The 16,230-nt window shown below is 46.1% G+C and carries 14 protein-coding genes; 12 read left to right on the top strand and 2 right to left on the bottom strand.

All coding sequences use genetic code 11. The features are described from left to right. Positions 1-117 precede the first annotated feature (117 nt). Both MIC7113_RS32965 and MIC7113_RS35280 read right to left on the bottom strand, forming a co-directional pair. Entirely contained in the window at positions 118-591 is a 474-nt protein-coding gene (locus MIC7113_RS32965) for a hypothetical protein (protein ID WP_155897911.1), read from the bottom strand. Between the two features lie 279 nt (positions 592-870). Further along, entirely contained in the window at positions 871-2,223 is a 1,353-nt protein-coding gene (locus MIC7113_RS35280) for a WecB/TagA/CpsF family glycosyltransferase (protein ID WP_015180661.1), read from the bottom strand. Between the two features lie 403 nt (positions 2,224-2,626). On the opposite strand from MIC7113_RS35280, the gene MIC7113_RS02795 reads away from it, so the two are divergent. The 12 genes from MIC7113_RS02795 to MIC7113_RS02740 all read left to right on the top strand — a co-directional run bounded on the left by MIC7113_RS02795 (position 2,627) and on the right by MIC7113_RS02740 (position 16,160). Then, positions 2,627-3,586, top strand: a complete 960-nt coding sequence (locus MIC7113_RS02795) for a glycosyltransferase family 2 protein (RefSeq protein ID WP_015180660.1) — start codon at positions 2,627-2,629, stop codon at positions 3,584-3,586. Between the two features lie 369 nt (positions 3,587-3,955). Continuing rightward, entirely contained in the window at positions 3,956-5,251 is a 1,296-nt protein-coding gene (locus tag MIC7113_RS02790; protein WP_015180659.1) for an oligosaccharide flippase family protein, read from the top strand. A gap of 73 nt (positions 5,252-5,324) precedes the next feature. After that, positions 5,325-6,368 carry a glycosyltransferase gene (locus MIC7113_RS02785; protein WP_015180658.1) on the top strand — a complete coding sequence of 348 codons (1,044 nt, stop codon included), beginning with the start codon at positions 5,325-5,327 and terminating at the stop codon, positions 6,366-6,368. 20 nt (positions 6,369-6,388) lie between these two features. Next, on the top strand, positions 6,389-7,330 hold the full coding sequence (locus MIC7113_RS02780) for a glycosyltransferase family 2 protein (RefSeq protein WP_015180657.1): 942 nt from the start codon (positions 6,389-6,391) through the stop codon (positions 7,328-7,330). Positions 7,331-7,342: 12 nt separating this feature from the next. Then, positions 7,343-8,731 carry an O-antigen ligase family protein gene (locus MIC7113_RS02775; protein WP_015180656.1) on the top strand — a complete coding sequence of 463 codons (1,389 nt, stop codon included), beginning with the start codon at positions 7,343-7,345 and terminating at the stop codon, positions 8,729-8,731. A 63-nt stretch (positions 8,732-8,794) separates the two neighbouring features. Beyond that, a complete protein-coding gene (locus tag MIC7113_RS02770) occupies positions 8,795-10,852 on the top strand; it encodes a GumC family protein (protein ID WP_015180655.1) in 2,058 nt (685 codons plus the stop codon). 3 nt (positions 10,853-10,855) lie between these two features. Next, positions 10,856-12,292: a GH39 family glycosyl hydrolase gene (locus MIC7113_RS02765; RefSeq protein WP_015180654.1), complete on the top strand. Its 1,437-nt coding sequence runs from the start codon at positions 10,856-10,858 to the stop codon at positions 12,290-12,292. Positions 12,293-12,302: 10 nt separating this feature from the next. Further along, positions 12,303-12,890, top strand: a complete 588-nt coding sequence (locus MIC7113_RS02760) for an acyltransferase (protein WP_051055847.1) — start codon at positions 12,303-12,305, stop codon at positions 12,888-12,890. Between the two features lie 193 nt (positions 12,891-13,083). Further along, on the top strand, positions 13,084-13,404 hold the full coding sequence (locus MIC7113_RS02755; RefSeq protein ID WP_015180652.1) for a peptidoglycan-binding domain-containing protein: 321 nt from the start codon (positions 13,084-13,086) through the stop codon (positions 13,402-13,404). A gap of 804 nt (positions 13,405-14,208) precedes the next feature. After that, positions 14,209-14,829: a thylakoid membrane photosystem I accumulation factor gene (locus tag MIC7113_RS02750; RefSeq protein ID WP_015180650.1), complete on the top strand. Its 621-nt coding sequence runs from the start codon at positions 14,209-14,211 to the stop codon at positions 14,827-14,829. A gap of 192 nt (positions 14,830-15,021) precedes the next feature. Next, positions 15,022-15,630: a hypothetical protein gene (locus MIC7113_RS02745; protein ID WP_041780378.1), complete on the top strand. Its 609-nt coding sequence runs from the start codon at positions 15,022-15,024 to the stop codon at positions 15,628-15,630. Positions 15,631-15,899: 269 nt separating this feature from the next. After that, positions 15,900-16,160 carry a hypothetical protein gene (locus MIC7113_RS02740; protein WP_015180647.1) on the top strand — a complete coding sequence of 87 codons (261 nt, stop codon included), beginning with the start codon at positions 15,900-15,902 and terminating at the stop codon, positions 16,158-16,160. The last annotated feature ends 70 nt before the right edge of the window (positions 16,161-16,230 follow it).

The following is a 16,230-nucleotide window of genomic DNA, read 5'->3' as shown; positions in this document are numbered from 1 at the left end:
AAAAACCGTTGCCCTAAGAAAGCGTTTCCAGGGCAGCGAAAAACTCAACTCTTCTCTTTTCTTTCCGCTTCAGAGTTCTCTGTATCTCTGTGGTTTGTTAAAAATATTTCTACTTAATTACTTGATCTCAACCCGCAGCTTGTACGTAGCATTCCCACGAGTTCCACCAACGACGATGCTATAGTCACCTGTTGCGGGTAATTGAGTAGTCCAGCTAGTCGCCTCTTGCTTGAGCAGCTTTTGTTTGGGAGAAATAATATCGAAAACAGCATTATTTTCCACCGATGTGATACTCACCGTCATTTTCTGACCCGCTTTAGCACCCAGCCGATAGATATCTCTAGTCCCTCGCACGACAGCATCTTCTACTAATGCTGAACTCGCACCGCGTGCAAACCGAATGCGGCGTGTGCGAGACTGTTGTGCGATTATAAGGGTGGATTTAAAGGTTGTGGGTTCACTGACAGTAGAATCTTCCTTAGAGATTTTCACCGTTAAGGGTTGTGCCCTTGTCGGAGTAGATTCAGCGATCTGAACAACGTTTAGCAGTAAGAATCCAAGAATGAGTCGGAAGGAAACAGCGGTGGACATAGGGTTTGACCGAACGATTGACATACCTTGCAGCAGTCCTCAGGTCAAAAATCTCTGTTGACTGGTGCAAGATTTTTCCCAGCCTAACTTAGAGATTGCCAGATATCCAAGGTATTCTTTTTAAGGATAGAAGGAAGTTTTGACGGTTGATGGTGAGGAGTCCGACACTCAATATCAGTCGATAGAGATTACCCCTGTTAAGTTCCGAAGGGTTCTAAGTTCCCTAATATAATTTTGGGAAAATGTTGTGAACAATAGATTTGTAATTTCTCTCTAGTTTTAGCCTTGTTTATAGGCCAAGGCTCTAGTAAACAAAGCTCTTTCTGAGAGAATCACCTGTTTAATCAAGAATTCAACAGTTTGTTCTTGAATCCAGCCCTTCCTTACTATTACTTCACCTAAACGCTGCCCTGTGCCCTTTTGCTCAGATAAAGCGGTTTCGACTTGTGCCTGAGTTAAAAGACCCGCTTCCACGAGATAATGACCCAGACGCTTATCATCGGTTTGGACGACAGCGTGTTCGCGGAGCAGCAACTTTTCCATTAAAAATTCAACCGTTTGCTGCTTCAGCCATCTCTTCCTCACTATCAATTCGCTCAAGCGGAGTCCAGTCACCTGTTGTTCAGATAATGCTGTTTTAAGTTGTAGTGGAGTTAAAAGACCGGCTTCCACAAGATAACGACCGAGATGCCTATCATCCGGGTGGACAATGGCAAGAAACCTATTTTGATTCTTAAGTGTTGAGGAAGAGTTGGGTCGGTATTTTTGCAGTTTTAAAGTAGAGGTACTATTAAACGGTATGTCCTCTACTTCTAATGGAGAGGCGTAAAACTTAGCCAAAGCGAGCAGAAGAACGAAAGCTGGATTCCCTAACAAATAGCGAACGGCTAGACGTTTGGGTTCCCGACATAAGCGGTAGAACCACTCTAAACCCCATTCTGAAAGAAAGGATGGACAATCTGAAACGATACCCGCTAGTCGGTCGATAACTGCACCACCCGCCATGATGACATTAACATTTAGACGGCTACGATGTAGTCGAATCCAATTTTCTTGACGCGGCATTCCCATGCCTACAACCAAAATATTAGGCTTGGCAATGTTGATTTTTTGAATAACAGCCTCATTTTGATCGAGGTCTTCAATATCAAAATAGCCGTGGTGACCATCTACACGAATATTGGGATATTCACTTTTTAGCTGGTCAATCGCTGCTTCTAGACACTCAGGCTTAGACCCTAGCAGAAAAATGGAAAAACCCTGCTTGTTGCAATGCTCCAGTAATGCGGGCATCAAAGCCGTGTAGGAGGCTCGGTACTCTAAGGGTAATTTCAGCCCCATGAATTCCAATGCTTTTAAGATGCCGGTACTATCACAATGAGTGATTTCTGCACTCTGTAGGAAGTTATAAAACCAGGGCAGTAGCATCGAAAGATTAAAACTGTGTACGTTGTAATTCGCTACAGTAATCTTCCTTCCCTGAATACAGGCACTGTTAATTGCTTCGACGATCGACGCAACGGGCATACAAGTAATGCGCCGAGATAGCAGATGAACGCTCAGGTTCGGCAACCTCTCTACTTCAGAGAAATCGGCAGAGAAATCAGCGGGTCTGACTGTGGTTGTAGTCATCTAATAAAACCAGATGAAGAATGCCTTTCTATAGGACGTTAAGAGTTTTTAAGCCGGATGTAGTCTCCCAAAAGCTTGATTCCTTAAATCTTCCAAAAGTATGATTCTCCAGCTCTGCTAAAAGTTCATGGGTTGAAGTGCTTGGTTGAAGGCGAATGCTTAATTATCCGTAAACGGCTAAAGTCATTGGCTATACAATTTATCTTCATCCTTTCGGAGGATGTCTTTTTTTTATCTCCTCGTAAAATTCAGTTGGTGGGTTTAACAATTGCTAATCCCGTTCTATACACCCTCGAATATTTAATTTTTCCGAGTGGAGCTGGATAAATTTCAGTACACCCAATTTTTCTTTCAAATAACATAAAAAATTACTACTTTTGTAGTGTAGGAATGGGTTTATCTAATGGTTGTTGTCTCTCAAATTAGTGTGATTGTTCCCGCCTTTAATGTACGCTCTTATATCGAACCTGCACTAGTCTCTCTACAACATCAATCTTTTCCAGACTTCGAGGCGATTATTGTTGATGACGGTTCTACCGATGATACGGCGGAGGTGGTTAAACGCTTTTGCGATCGCGATTCACGCTTTCACTTACTGCAAAAACAGAATGGAGGTCTCTCCTCAGCTCGCAACTATGGCATCCGCCATTCCCGTTCCCCCTACATTGCTCTCCTAGATGGCGATGATGTTTATGAACCAGACAAGTTAGCCACCCATGTCGCTGTACTCGATCGCGCTCCCGATGTTGGGGTTGTATATAGTGCCTCACGAGCCATTCGTGAGGACGGACGCCCAACCTTAATGTCCCTCAGTGGGAAGCCAGTTATGTCTGATCCCCTTTTTGCCTTACTGTGCAAAAACTTTATTGGGCACGGTTCTAATGCCGTATTCCGTCGCACCCTATTCGATCAGGTGGGTGAATTTGACGAAGGATTACGCAGCTCTGAGGATATCGATTTTTGGCTGAGGATTGCAGCAACGCGACGCTGGCACTTCCATCGCCTACCCCAGATTTTATGTGGCTACCGTGTTCGTCCGTCTGGACTTTCCTTCAACGTGGCACAAATGCAGCATTCTCACGAAAAGGTGCTTGAGGCTGCCTACCGACGCTCTCCCGAGGTGGTTGCGCCCTTACTCCCAACCGCTTACGCCTATATGTATCGGTACTTAGCTCGTTTATCTTTGACAGCGGGTGATGCAGAACAAGCCCGTCATTTTATTGATCGCGCTTGGGCTACCGATCACTCAATTTTTTATCGTGATCCCCGCTCATTGCTCACCCTGGTATCTGTGCGTCTGGCACCCCTTTCCAAGCAGGTGATTGGGCGATCACTTGGCTCCGTCAAGTACACAGCCAAGTAGATTGTTCGGAGTCGTTGATGCACAGAAGGGTAAGCTGTTACGCATTTAATTTGTATACCTTCACACCCCACACCCTACACCCCACACCCCCTTCAAAAATTTTCATATCCAATTTAGATGCGCCGCAGCTTATATCCAGAAATTGCTCTATGGACTCCATTAGAATACTTGATTCTTAGGGAATACTCGACTTTGGTACAGAATCGCTGATACATATTTACTTTACGAAGGTGCAGCTATCGATTTTTTTATTCCATACACTTGCCAAATCGAAATTCTACTTAACTTGAGTCAGTTTTTGGGGATGCCTTACAGCTAAAGTGAGATGTACGTAGAGAAAGTTAATTCTAATAGTTTGCACCTTCAACGATGAATTTGGAAAAGTTAAAATCCTCGATTAGTCGCTTAGGTCAAAGTTCCTTGGTTCGCAATACATTGTGGATGATGCTGGCTCAAGGGCTGCGATTGGTTTTGCAAGCTGGATACTTTGTGCTTGTTGCTCGTGTCCTTGGAGCTGAACAATATGGAGCTTTCATTGGTGCTACGGCACTAGTTGCTATTGTCTCTCCTTTCGCCAGTCTGGGAGCCGGAAATCTGATCGTTAAAAACGTATCCAGAAACCGAGACTTGTTTAATGATTATTGGGGAAACGCCCTATTTATGGTTCTTGTTTCTGGGTTGATATTGATTCCTTTATTACTCTTCATTAAACCCATATTTTTACCGAGCAAAATCTCAATATCCCTGCTGTTACTTGTTGCTGTAACAGACTTGATTTTCCTCAGGATTTTAGATTTAGCGGGTCAATCTTTTCAAGCTATTCATTGGCTGAGTAGAACAGCTCAGTTAAACCTATTACCTTATATAACCAGAACAGGCGCAGCAATCGCGATGGTAAGTTTTTTACCTAATCCAACTGCTCTGGATTGGGCTATTTTTAGTATCGCCAGCACAGTAGTTGCGGCACTCATCGCCGTTCTACTGGTTCATAGGAATTTAGGATATCCCCAACTGGCATTATGGCGAATCAAGCCAGAAATGACTGAAGGATTTTACTTTTCTGTGAGTCTTTCTGCTCAAACCGTATATAACGACTTAGATAAGACGATGCTAGCACGTCTATCTACCTTAGAAGCAACAGGTATTTATGCCGCCGCTTACCGTTTAATTGATGTGGCATTTGTACCTGTCCGTTCAATTTTGTCAGCGGCTTACGCCAAGTTTTTTCAGCAGGGAGAATCGGGTATCAGTGGTAGCCTAAATCTCGCCAAACGCCTAACGCCAATATCAGGTATTTATGGTTTAACCGCTGGAGTTGGTTTGTATCTACTTGCTCCCCTTGTTCCCTACGTTTTAGGGGATGAATACGCGACGGCAGTAGACGCTTTGCGTTGGCTATCACCTTTAATTTTTCTCAAAGCCTTGCACTATTTTGCGGCTGATACTTTAACAGGAGCTGGATTTCAGGGGGTACGGAGTGGAGTACAAATAATAATCGCCGTGTTCAATGTTTTGATCAACCTTTGGCTCATTCCTTTGTATTCCTGGAAAGGCGCAGCATTATCGAGTATAGCTTCTGATGGACTGCTCCTGATCGCTCTTTGGGGAATAGTAGCCTTCCTTTATCAGCAAGAAGTTCAATTGCTTAAGGACAGTCAAGAATGAAAGAGATTGCCCCAAAACCGGGACCAGAAATTTCATCACATCGGAAATGAAGAATAAGAGCTAGATAAAAGAAATGAACATTATAGCGATGCCAGCCTTTAAAAATCGCGATAAAAATCCTTATAATTGGCTCCTTTACGCCTCAATGAAAGACTTGGGAGTAAAAGTAGATGAGTTCTCTAGTATTTCCTTATTGCGTAATCGATATGCCATCTGGCATCTGCACTGGCCAGACGTACCTCTAAATCATCGAAACCCGGTGAAAGCTTTCCTGAAAATACAAGCCTTGTTACTCCAAATGGATTGGGCGCGATCGCAGGGCGCTAAAATTGTGTGGACAGTACATAATCTAGCGAATCATGAGAAACGTTATCCGGAACTAGAAGCTTGGTTTTGGAAAGCCTTCACCCACCGTTTGGATGGTTATATTAGTCTCAGTCACGCGGGAATTAAAGCGGCCCAAGAACGCTTTCCGAAGTTAAGCCATCTTCCTGGTTTTGTCATTCCTCATAGCCATTATCGAGGCGAATATCCCGATTATGTAAGTCATCAGGAAGCCCGCACTTCATTAGGAATTCCTCCGGAGGCTAAAATGTTGCTGTTCTTTGGGAGAATTAGACCTTACAAAAACGTCCCTGCGCTGATCCAAGCATTCCGCAAGTTCCCCCAACAAGAGGTTATTTTATATATTGCCGGTCGCCCCGAACCTGCGACATTAATACAAGAACTGGAAAGGGAAGCCGCCTCAGATTCTCGGATACGAATGCACTTGGAATTTATTCCCGATGACAAAGCGCAATTATATTTTAGAGCTGCCGATCTCGTGATTTTGCCCTACCGAGAAATTTTGAACTCTGGTAGTGCTTTATTAGCGCTTTCTTTTGATTGTCCGGTTTTAGTACCTTTGCGAGGGGCGTTGAGCGAACTGCAAAACCAAGTGGGTGATCAGTGGGTAAGTACTTACGAAGGCGAGATTACACCCACCCAGATTGAAGAAGCCTTAAAGTGGACTTTAAACACACCGCGCCCTAAACAGCCTTCCCTGGAAACTCTGGACTGGAAGGAATTAGCACGGCAGACAATTGATGCTTACAAAGCGATTGCAGTTAATCGGTAAATCATGAGGAGGTAATTCAATTGGAAACTCTTGTCAGTGTAGTTATACCAACACGAAATCGGTCAACACTCGCTAAACGAGCGGTTCAAAGCGCCCTGATCCAAACCCTGAAAGAAATTGAAGTGATTGTGATCATTGATGGGCCAGATGAGGCAACTGTGAAGGAGCTTTCACTAATAGATGATTCGCGATTGAGGGTGATAGAACTTCCCGTGAGTGGGGGGGCTTCTGAGGCTCGTAATACTGGAGTTACCGAAGCTAAGGGAGAATGGATTGCTTTTTTAGATGATGATGACGAATGGTTTCCTGAAAAGCTAGAGCGGCAACTTGAAACCGCTCATCGTTCCCAATACGCTTTTCCCATTATTGGCAGTTGTCTGATTGCCCGCACACCAAAAGGTGATTTTATTCGTCCTAAAAGATTTCTACAACCATCAGAACCCCTAAGCGAATATCTCTTAGTCCGAAATAGCCTATTTCCAGGAGAAGGATTAATCCAAACTTCTGTAATTTTTACTAAAAAAGATTTACTGCAAAAGGTTCCTTTTCGAGATTTGCGGAGACATCAAGATTGGGACTGGCTGTTGCGAGTCAGTTCTGTAGAAGGTGTAGGGATTGAGTTTGTACCTGAGCCTTTGGCTATCTGGTACATCGAGGAAAAGCGTAGTAGTGTCAGTAGTACTAGTAATTGGCAAAACTCGCTGACTTGGATTCGAGAAAACCGGAATCTGGTAACACCACGAGCTTATTCAGCCTTTATTATGGTGGAGGTCGGTCCACGAGCATCCCAACAGGGCGAGTGGAGCGCATTTTTGCCTCTGCTGTGGGAAGCTATGCGTCTGGGCGAACCCAAGCCGATTGATTTTCTCTTGTACTGTGGCATGTGGCTAATCCCCCAAGAAGCCCGACGCTCTTTACGAGCTTTGTTTGGCAAAAAAACTCAGAGTAGCAGCAGCGCATAGTGTGGAAAGCCAATGTTGAACATCACCCCTAGTACCGAAAGTTCCACGCAGAAAGATTTCCCGCTGGGTACCCTGCCCTTTCCCGAACGAGTGATTTATTGGACGATTGTTCTCACACCGCTCTGGTGGTTGTCCGGTATACAGACGTTGCTTTATCCAGTGATGATTGTCGGCTTATTCGTCGTTACCTTTGACTTCAACAAGCTGATTAAAACTTCTCTCCCAGCCTGTGCTTGGGCGTGGCTGGCAATGGCGATAGTCATGGTTTGGACAGCTATCATCGGTCTGGGTAGCGTTGGATTTGGATTCCAGAAAACGGCAGCTTTTGCTGTCACCTTTTTGAAAAGCTACTGCCTTATTTTTCTGTGCTTAACACTACCGTTTTGGAATCAAATTAGGGTGCGCGTGGTGACGCGTGCCGTTGCTTGGATGGCAACGGGTTACTTAGCCGCCATTGTTATTCAACTCATCATCCTTTTCCTCGGATTGGGTAAGACATCTCTGGTTCCTCCTCTGGCACGCCTCATACCCGGTGATAAACTCAGTCTGTTGATTAAGTTTGCCGTATTTCAACCTTTCTTTGGTATTCCTTTACCCAGGACAGAATTGTACACGCCAGACCCACCGATTCTAGGGGTTTGTGCCCTGCTCTGTTTCTTTATCTGCCTGGGTGAAACAGACCGACGCCTGCGAAAATTCGCGTTGGCAGGTTCCTTAAGCGCTCTGCTCATTAGTCAGAGCCGTCTGGCTTGGGTCTGCTTCCCCTTGGCTCTATTGATTCTGGCCTGTTTCAGCAGTCGGTGGGCGCGTCAGGGTTCTCTTTGGGGAGCCTCTTTCACCTCATTACTCTGCGCTCTTTTGGGGCTGACTTTAAGCCAATTAATTAATAAACCCTGGGAAATTTTCAATGGCGCTCGCGCTGAGTCATCGAAAGATCGGGAACTCGTCGTTCGCAAAACCCTAGAGGCTTGGCAAGAATCACCCTGGGTGGGATGGGGTATTATTCGGGGTTCAGTGAAATGGTATACCTACGAAATTGCCCTGGGTTCTTTTTCTACCTATGCCTCCGTGCTTTACTTGCACGGAATCGTGGGTTTTATTGTTTTTGTCGTGGCTCTAGCCTTAACGCTCTGGAATTTCTGGGGTTCAGCCGTTCGAGGCAACCCATCCAGCAAACAGGCATTTGCTAGCTTGGTAGCCTTATATGTGCTGTGCCAAGCTACACCTTTAACCTGGATGACCGTGTATTTTTGGTTCTTTTTTATCTGGTTAGGTGCCATTCTGGCAGAAACTCAGCCCACTGAAGCCTCTATCACAAGCTGGGAGCAGTTGTCAGGCGATCGGGAAGCCCAGAAAAACTTCTATCAAATTGTAGATGAAAATCAGGTGTCATTTTCCTAGAATCACCAAATAAAGGTCGTTAATATTTTTAGCCTTTAGAAGCATCTTTGGGTAACTAGATTTATGGGTAAAGTTGCGGCAATTGCCACTAGACACTGGAAATCTTTATTCATATTAAATTTGCTCGTGATTGCAGCCACGGCTGGTAAGTTGGCAACTTCTCCCAAAGTTTGGACGGCTACTGCACAGCTTATTTTGCCGCAGAAAAGCGGCAATCTAGATGCCAATTTAGGAACGCTGGGTTCTCTCAGAAATGGCGATCCTGGTTTTTCTAGTGAGGTCAATCCTTTGAAGGTACAGGCATCTATCCTCACCAGCGATGCTTTACTGGAACAGGTGTTAGTCTCTGACCCACAGAAAACTAAGTTTTCCAGACTCGCTAAGTACAAGCGATTGTTCCAAGTCAAGCCTCAGGAACAATCCACCATCATTTCCCTAGCCGTAAGTGGTTCGACACCTGAATTGGCAAAAGGGCGAGCCAACAATTTACTCCAAGTTTATCAACAGCGCCTGAATCAATTACGTCAAGCCGATAGCGCGTCTCGCAAGCAGTTCAGTCAGAAGGAACTCAATCAAGCTAAGGCACGATTGGATCAGGCGCAAAGAGCTGTAGCACAGTGGAAGCAGTCCACCGGCTTGGTCAACAGTGAAGCACAAACCCAGGGAATTGTAACGACGATCAATAATCTGACGTCGGTACAGGCGCAAGCCCTAGCTCAAGCTCAAGCCAGTGAAAATCGTATCCAAGTTCTATCCAGTCGGTTAAGTCTGACTCCGAACCAAGCCATCCGCTCCCTAGGATTGGGAGAAAACCAGAACTACCAGTTCGTTCGCAACAAACTGGCAGAAGTGGACGCCAATTTGGTGAAACTCAGAGCGACGTTCACGGATAACCATCCCGCCGTGCGAAAACTGATCTCCGAGCGCGATGAATTGCAGCGTCAACTTCAGGGTTACGTCGCGCAAGCCGCAGCAGGCACACAAGTAGACACCACAGTGTCAACTAATAGTGATGGACGTGCGACTTTAATCCAGCAACTCGTTCTGGCAGAGAGTGAAGCGAGTGGTCAACGGCGACAGGCGGAGCAACTCCAGAATGAGATTCAAAAATTGAGTACCACTCTAAGAACTTTTCCTGCCAATCAGTCTCGGCTGTTGGAGCTTCAACGACAGGTTGATGTCGCAGAGGGAATATATAAAGGGCTAGTCGCCCAAGTCCAGCAGAACAATATTGATGCCTTTGATACTTATCCCAACGTACAGGTACTTGACCCTGCAAAAGTTGACTCTAAGCCTTCCGGTCCTAAGCGGTCTATCATCGTACTCAGCGGCCTGATGGCATCGATTATTGGCAGTATTGCCCTGGTGCTACTCCTAGAGAGTCGTAATCCTTTGTTGAGTCCCAAAGACCTCCAAGCAACCAAATTCCCGATTGTAGTACGCATTCCCCGACTCAGGCATTCTAATCTAAGCTGGCAAGTGGGTACGGAAACCGAGGTTGAGTTTCAGCGGCTAGCATCAGCGATTAGTTTACAACCCCTGAAAGACCACCGCTTGTTGATCACCAGTGCGATTATGGGGGAAGGGAAGACGACCGTTACCCTAGGTTTGGCAAGAGCCTTGGCGGATTTAGGCTTCCGTGTACTGCTAGTGGATGGGGATTTCCGTAAAGCCGAACTGAGCCGACGATTGGGTTATGGTCGAGAGGTGGAATTAGCTGATGCACCCCGCTTTGCCAACGAGGTTCAACAGCCCGTATCCCTAGAAGGGGGTTTAGATTTACTACCCACCTCGCCCAAAAAGGGGAAGATTGTGGAGCTGGTGCGGCGGGGGCGATTCGAGCAGAGTCTGGCGGTTGCCGAGTCAGCCAATAAGTATGATTACGTCTTAATTGACAGCGCACCCGTCAGTCTGACGAGTGAAACGGCCCTGATGGCTAATGTTGTCCCTAACGTTTTGTTTGTCGTCCGACCCGGTACAAGTTACAGTAACTCGGTAAATGAAAGTTTGGATCAACTGGCTCAGCATCAGGCTCAAGTTTTGGGTTTAGTGATTAATGGTGTGGAAGCCAACTCCAAGCCTTATGCCTATCGCTCGAACGATTCTTTGGTCAAATCCTGAGCTATGCGGCGTCGAGACATGTTCAAGTTAGCCGTATCTGGCAGTGCGCTAACTCAGGTGTTAGGTACAAGTTGCCAACGGCAAATCTTTAATCATCTGATGGGAGAGAATCGAGGTTCATCCACTCCAAAGCGGTCTTCTACCCATTCCATTACCGCCATAGTCACGGTAAATTGGGGTCATGTCGTGGCTCGAACCACTCCATTTACTTTTGGCTCTAATGACTACGAAATCACTAGGCCAGAAAGGGCGGCTGACCCAGTGTACCAGAATCTTTTGGCTGACCTGGGTATTGGTTTAATTCGGATTCACCATGCGGAATTAAGCGATCGCTGGACTAACCCTACTACCCAAACCTGGGATGAGGCCAAGATTAAAGCGGGTTATGATGCTTCCTATCCCCAACAACCGAGCATCATCCAAAACATTCCCGGCTGGCCTAAATGGATGGTTGAGAGCCAAGACGGTTTACTTGACCCCTCTGAATATGACAACTATGCTGCATTTTGTGCTCAATTGGTGGAGATTCTCAACCAACGCCAACAGCGGAAAGTCGTTTACTGGGAGCCATTGAATGAACAAGATGTTCGTTACCAAAAAGCGGGTAAACTCGATGAGCTGTGGACAATTTACAACAAGGCGGCAATAGCGATGAAGCGTCAAGACCCCCAAATTAAGGTGGGGGGGCCTGTACTGACTTGGGACGAATCCAGACGACTCGTTTCCTTTCTCAAGGCGTGCGAACCGAATGTAGACTTCATCTCCTGGCATCGTTACGGCAGTGGCAATGCCAGCGAATCGACCGACACTCTGATGTCCTACACACCGAAGTATAAAACTCAGGTGCAGGAATTTCGGAAATTAGCGAACCAGTACATCCCCGATCGCAACGTGCCCCTGCTGCTGGGAGAATATAACATTAACTACCATTGGCGATCGGGTGAAAATCGCCAACATACCCACGTCGGAGCCGTCTGGTTTGCCTCGGTACTGAAAAACTTGGCGGATGCCGGGATTGATATGGCAACTTCGTGGCATCTTAAGGATGGAGTTTACGGTTTAATTGACCCGAAAAACAATTTGCGGCCTGCTGCCACTGTGTTTGCCTGGGGCATCCAATACCTAACGGGCACAGTGATGCACGCCGATAGCAATCATCCCTTTGTGGAAGCTATGCCAGTGTTTCAGTCAGATGGGACGCGATCGCTATTGCTGATTAATAAATCAGCGGGTCTCGCCATACTCGACGTTCAAGCAACCCAGAAAGAGGCAAAACCAGACAGCTTGCTGATGTTGTCCCTGGATGCCACTGGCGTAAAAACGACCTCCCTGACTACAGCAACGTGGGAGCAACAACCGCTGACGTTGAATCCCTACTCCCTGATTTTGCTGCGTTTTGCTGCCAATGGCAGTTGTGTTAATCAACCCCAGAAAAGTTGAAATTCGTGCTATGCCGCAGATTAATCATCCAGTTGTGAAGGATTTAGCCAACCTCTATTTTGAAGCCAAGCGACTATTCCATCAGTGGCGATACCCCAATGTATCAATGGCTCCGGGGGTGAAAATTAAAGGTTCGTTGGTGGTTAATGGTACCGTTAAGGTGACCATCGGACCGGGAAGTCGGTTGGGTAAACGTGTCCTGTTCTATGGTTCGGGCACAGTTACCATTGGCAGTAACGTATCACTGAATGGCCCTTGGATCGGCTGTGAGCGCTCGATTACGATTGGGGATGAATGCCTCATTTCTGACTGCGCCATTGCCGATAGCGATTATCACAACTTGGAACCCCACCTACGCCACTGTCCTCCAGGACCCAAAGTTTCAGCCCCGATTGTGATTGAGCGCAATGTGTGGATTGGAGCCAGAGCGACAGTGATGAAAGGGGTAACCATTGGAGCCGATAGTGCCGTGGGTTTGGGATGCGTTGTCCGCAAGTCTGTGCCTCCTGGTGTTGTGGTGATTGGCAATCCCCAGCAAATTGTCAAGCATTTCGACTTAGAGCAGCCGTTAAAGGAGAGTGTTCATCTTGCCCACTGACATGAATGCTGATTATTGGGGTTGAAACTCGTGTGAGCTATCTCATAAAGTGCATCCCAATAATGTAAATTACTTTACATTATTGGAAATTTCATAATTCTGATTGCGGCTAAATTCTCCTAGAGGAGGGAGGCAAAAGAGTTGCAATTTTCTTTAGCCTTAGATAGAAACCCTCACGTCTCAAGTATTAAACATGCAGATTTTTAATCTCTCGCAAGTCTCTACTAGAAAAGCAGCACTAAAACTGCCTGTTGTGCGTCAAGGGAGTTCTGGTAGTGCTGTCAGAGTTTTACAGCAGTTACTCAATTTTAAGGGCTTCAAGTTGGAGGTCAATGGGCAATTTGATCTGCCCACACAGATAGCTGTCAAAAACTTCCAACAAATGAATGCTTTGACCGTAAACGGAATTGTTGATGCTGAAACCTGGTATCATCTAAGCATTGGATTGTTGTCAGTCAGACCTATTGAGTCTGAGTTTGCTCCCCAAGAAACCCAATCGTTGAATCTCTGCTAAGACTTAATAGTCGATCGCAGCAAATAGGACGGGTGCAGTCTTTTCTTCTCCCCATCTACTGCTCTCCCCACCCGTCGCTGAACAAATATATCAGTTATTTGCACAACCGAGACTTGATGTCCGGCAACAGAACCTTAATATGTGTAGAGTTTGTAGCGAGGACTTTACTCCTCCTGTCAAAGGTACTTTAGCCCTTACTACAAACAAGATGTGATGATGGCTAAGCTGTTATACATCTCAACTGGGCATGAGTAAAACTCCAAATCCATATATAGCGGTTCTCAAATAAGTGGATTACACTCAACTTCTGCCCTTTGCCCTCTGCCTTCTGCCTTAAAGCCAACTACGTTGTACCTCACCCAATAGAGAAACGCTATACCTAAGTTTTGGCAGCGAATCCGAATCAGTGATTTCAAGCCTGAACCGCTTAATGAACTAGACAGGATATTGCACATCGTCGAGTTACCGTTTCACCTGAGTTTCAGCGCCTTTGGGGTAAGGCTTCCCAACAAACGACCTTGGAATCAGAAGGCTACAGCCTATACTCTGTCTTGATTAAAATTTTGCCAGCGACTGACGGTAGTTCCAGTACCAAGCATCCCAATTGAACCAGAAGAACACTACTCTCTTGAATTAGGATTAGGCCGCGACAACCAAACGAACTGCAAACAGAGATAATTCTATATAGAGAGTAGGGAGGTTATCGATAAAGCTATAGGTAATTTGGTTATACACAAAAAATCGGTAAAACCTGTCCATTTAAAGCCTAATCAGAGAAAATTAGGGTTTCACATTCACTGGAGTATGATTTTTAACTTTAGACGGTTTCCAGCCCCAATTCTCATAGCTCATCAGCCAGGAGGGAGGCATCGAGTCGCTTGCGTCTTGTTGAGCTTAGTTGCTTTTTTAAGTTGCTTGTGGCTCATCGGGACACCATCGGCTCTAGCAGGGTTAAATGATGACAAGTTTGACGGCAACATCTTCGCCCTCTATGCTGGAAATGGCTCTCTAGTCCCGCCACGCGTGACGTTGACAGAGTCTTTGAGCCGCGAAAGACCATCACTGCTGGTGTTCTACTTAGATGACAGCCGCGATTGCAAGCAATATGCCGCCGTTATCTCGCAGCTCCAGGCTCCTTATGGACGAGCCGCCAATTTTCTTCCGATTAGCATCGATAGTATACCCCTGAAGTCTAAGTACAAACCAACAGAACCGGGCTACTATTACCAAGGCTTAGTGCCCCAGACGGTACTCCTTGATCAGAAGGGCAAGGTGGTTCTCAATGTGACGGGACAAGTGCCCTACGAGCAGGTAGACGATGCTTTCCGGAAAGTGTTTGATTTGCTGCCTCGTTCAGAATCAGTGGAGTTGAAGCGACGAGCCTTCAACGAATTCAATACTGAGCTAGTGGAAGGTGAACGTTAAAGCAAGGCTTTTCCCCATGATTTTAGATTTTGCAGGAGTGATGGATAAAGTTCCCTCGCTCCATTCAGGAAATCAAGACAATGATTTGGAAAAATCATCCAAAAGCCAAAATCTAAAATCTAAAATCTAAAATATAGTGGGTCAGGCTCACACGCTAATCTGTCTTTTAGTGCAATGTTATTGGCTGTGCTGATGTCAGAGGTCTACAGCACCGAAGAGTTAATCAAAATTTTGGCGGATGAGCGTCGCGCCTGTATTAATGGACAGCGTCTCAATCTTGCCGCTTCGGCGTCTGGCAGTCCGTTGCTCGATCAATTTCTAAAACCGGATGGCATTCAAAAGTTCAGTGCTTATAGAGACTTCAAGGCGGCTGTTCATCGCTATCAGCGGCAACATCAAGTTTCAGGCATTGTTTGGCGGCAGTTAACAATGAAGGGAAAAACTTTACGTTACCCTGCCGTCGATGATCAACTTGCGGCGCTCTCTAGTGATTTGGAAATCCTCAAGGCGGCTAAGGTCTCAATCCTGACGTTTTGGTACAGTGTGACACAGGGCATGGATTTGTACTTAAGCATTAACTCAGGCAAAGACTATCGACAGATTAGGCTGGATGAGGTTGGAGCAATCACCAAAGGAACAGAATGGGCAAGTCTCTCTGTACACGGTAATTCAACGTTTTTGGAGATTATCTTGCAGCTAGGCTGGGGGCAGCCTGAGGAAGCATCTTACAAGCGAGGATGGCCCTTATCGGGCAGTGAGTATATTCATGCCGTGAAACCCAACCAACGTCCGATTTGTTGAGCGTTTCTAGGACTGAGGTTAAGGTTTACCGAGCATGGCTCAAGTAAAGCGAGCTTGAGGGAAATTAGGAGCAAGTGTTCCCGTTTCCCAAAGCCGCCGCCTTCTTGAGGAGAGCGCTAGCTGAGTCAGCTGTCGCTTAGGGAAACTCAAGAGGATGCACTAGCGTCCTCTTCAGGGGTTCCCGAAGGGTAGAGTGGCAACGGCGATTGCACTTTGGGCGAGGATTCTGGTCAAGAATTACACGCCACATCGATAGAGGAGAGACACAGATGAGGAATAGGAAGGAGCCTGAAAAGATGGATGAGAACAACGAAGAGCAGATGCTGGATCGAAAAACAGCCGCCAAGGAATCTGCTTTGACGAACGAATTAACTAAGCTTGGTAATCAGGCCGTCAAAAAAGGTCTAATTTCTGGGCATGGTTATCACGGGGGAAAGTATGAAATTCTATGCAATGGTCAGATTTTTCTCCTCACACCGGAACAAGCACACACTTACCTGAAAGATTTGGTTAAACATCATCACAAATAGAAGCATGTTTTGGGGAAGCGCTCGGCTTTGCTGGTGCGCGTACAGCCCTTGGGGTATGAGAACAGCGCGA

It is taken from the genome of Allocoleopsis franciscana PCC 7113 (assembly GCF_000317515.1).
In the GTDB taxonomy this organism is placed as follows: domain Bacteria; phylum Cyanobacteriota; class Cyanobacteriia; order Cyanobacteriales; family Coleofasciculaceae; genus Allocoleopsis; species Allocoleopsis franciscana.
This window is presented reverse-complemented; position numbering and strand designations above follow the sequence as displayed.

Excerpts from the sequence above, each read along its gene's own strand:
- MIC7113_RS02745 (WP_041780378.1), top strand. The coding sequence starts at position 15,022 with ATGTCAGAGGTCTACAGCACCGAAGAGTTAATCAAAATTTTGGCGGAT.
- MIC7113_RS02750 (WP_015180650.1), top strand. The coding sequence starts at position 14,209 with ATGATTTTTAACTTTAGACGGTTTCCAGCCCCAATTCTCATAGCTCAT.
- MIC7113_RS02740 (WP_015180647.1), top strand. The coding sequence starts at position 15,900 with ATGAGGAATAGGAAGGAGCCTGAAAAGATGGATGAGAACAACGAAGAG.
- MIC7113_RS02790 (WP_015180659.1), top strand. The coding sequence starts at position 3,956 with ATGAATTTGGAAAAGTTAAAATCCTCGATTAGTCGCTTAGGTCAAAGT.
- MIC7113_RS02795 (WP_015180660.1), top strand. The coding sequence starts at position 2,627 with ATGGTTGTTGTCTCTCAAATTAGTGTGATTGTTCCCGCCTTTAATGTA.
- MIC7113_RS02755 (WP_015180652.1), top strand. The coding sequence starts at position 13,084 with ATGCAGATTTTTAATCTCTCGCAAGTCTCTACTAGAAAAGCAGCACTA.
- MIC7113_RS35280 (WP_015180661.1), bottom strand. The coding sequence starts at position 2,223 with ATGACTACAACCACAGTCAGACCCGCTGATTTCTCTGCCGATTTCTCT.
- MIC7113_RS02765 (WP_015180654.1), top strand. The coding sequence starts at position 10,856 with ATGCGGCGTCGAGACATGTTCAAGTTAGCCGTATCTGGCAGTGCGCTA.
- MIC7113_RS02775 (WP_015180656.1), top strand. The coding sequence starts at position 7,343 with ATGTTGAACATCACCCCTAGTACCGAAAGTTCCACGCAGAAAGATTTC.
- MIC7113_RS02760 (WP_051055847.1), top strand. The coding sequence starts at position 12,303 with ATGCCGCAGATTAATCATCCAGTTGTGAAGGATTTAGCCAACCTCTAT.
- MIC7113_RS32965 (WP_155897911.1), bottom strand. The coding sequence starts at position 591 with ATGTCCACCGCTGTTTCCTTCCGACTCATTCTTGGATTCTTACTGCTA.
- MIC7113_RS02785 (WP_015180658.1), top strand. The coding sequence starts at position 5,325 with ATGAACATTATAGCGATGCCAGCCTTTAAAAATCGCGATAAAAATCCT.
- MIC7113_RS02770 (WP_015180655.1), top strand. The coding sequence starts at position 8,795 with ATGGGTAAAGTTGCGGCAATTGCCACTAGACACTGGAAATCTTTATTC.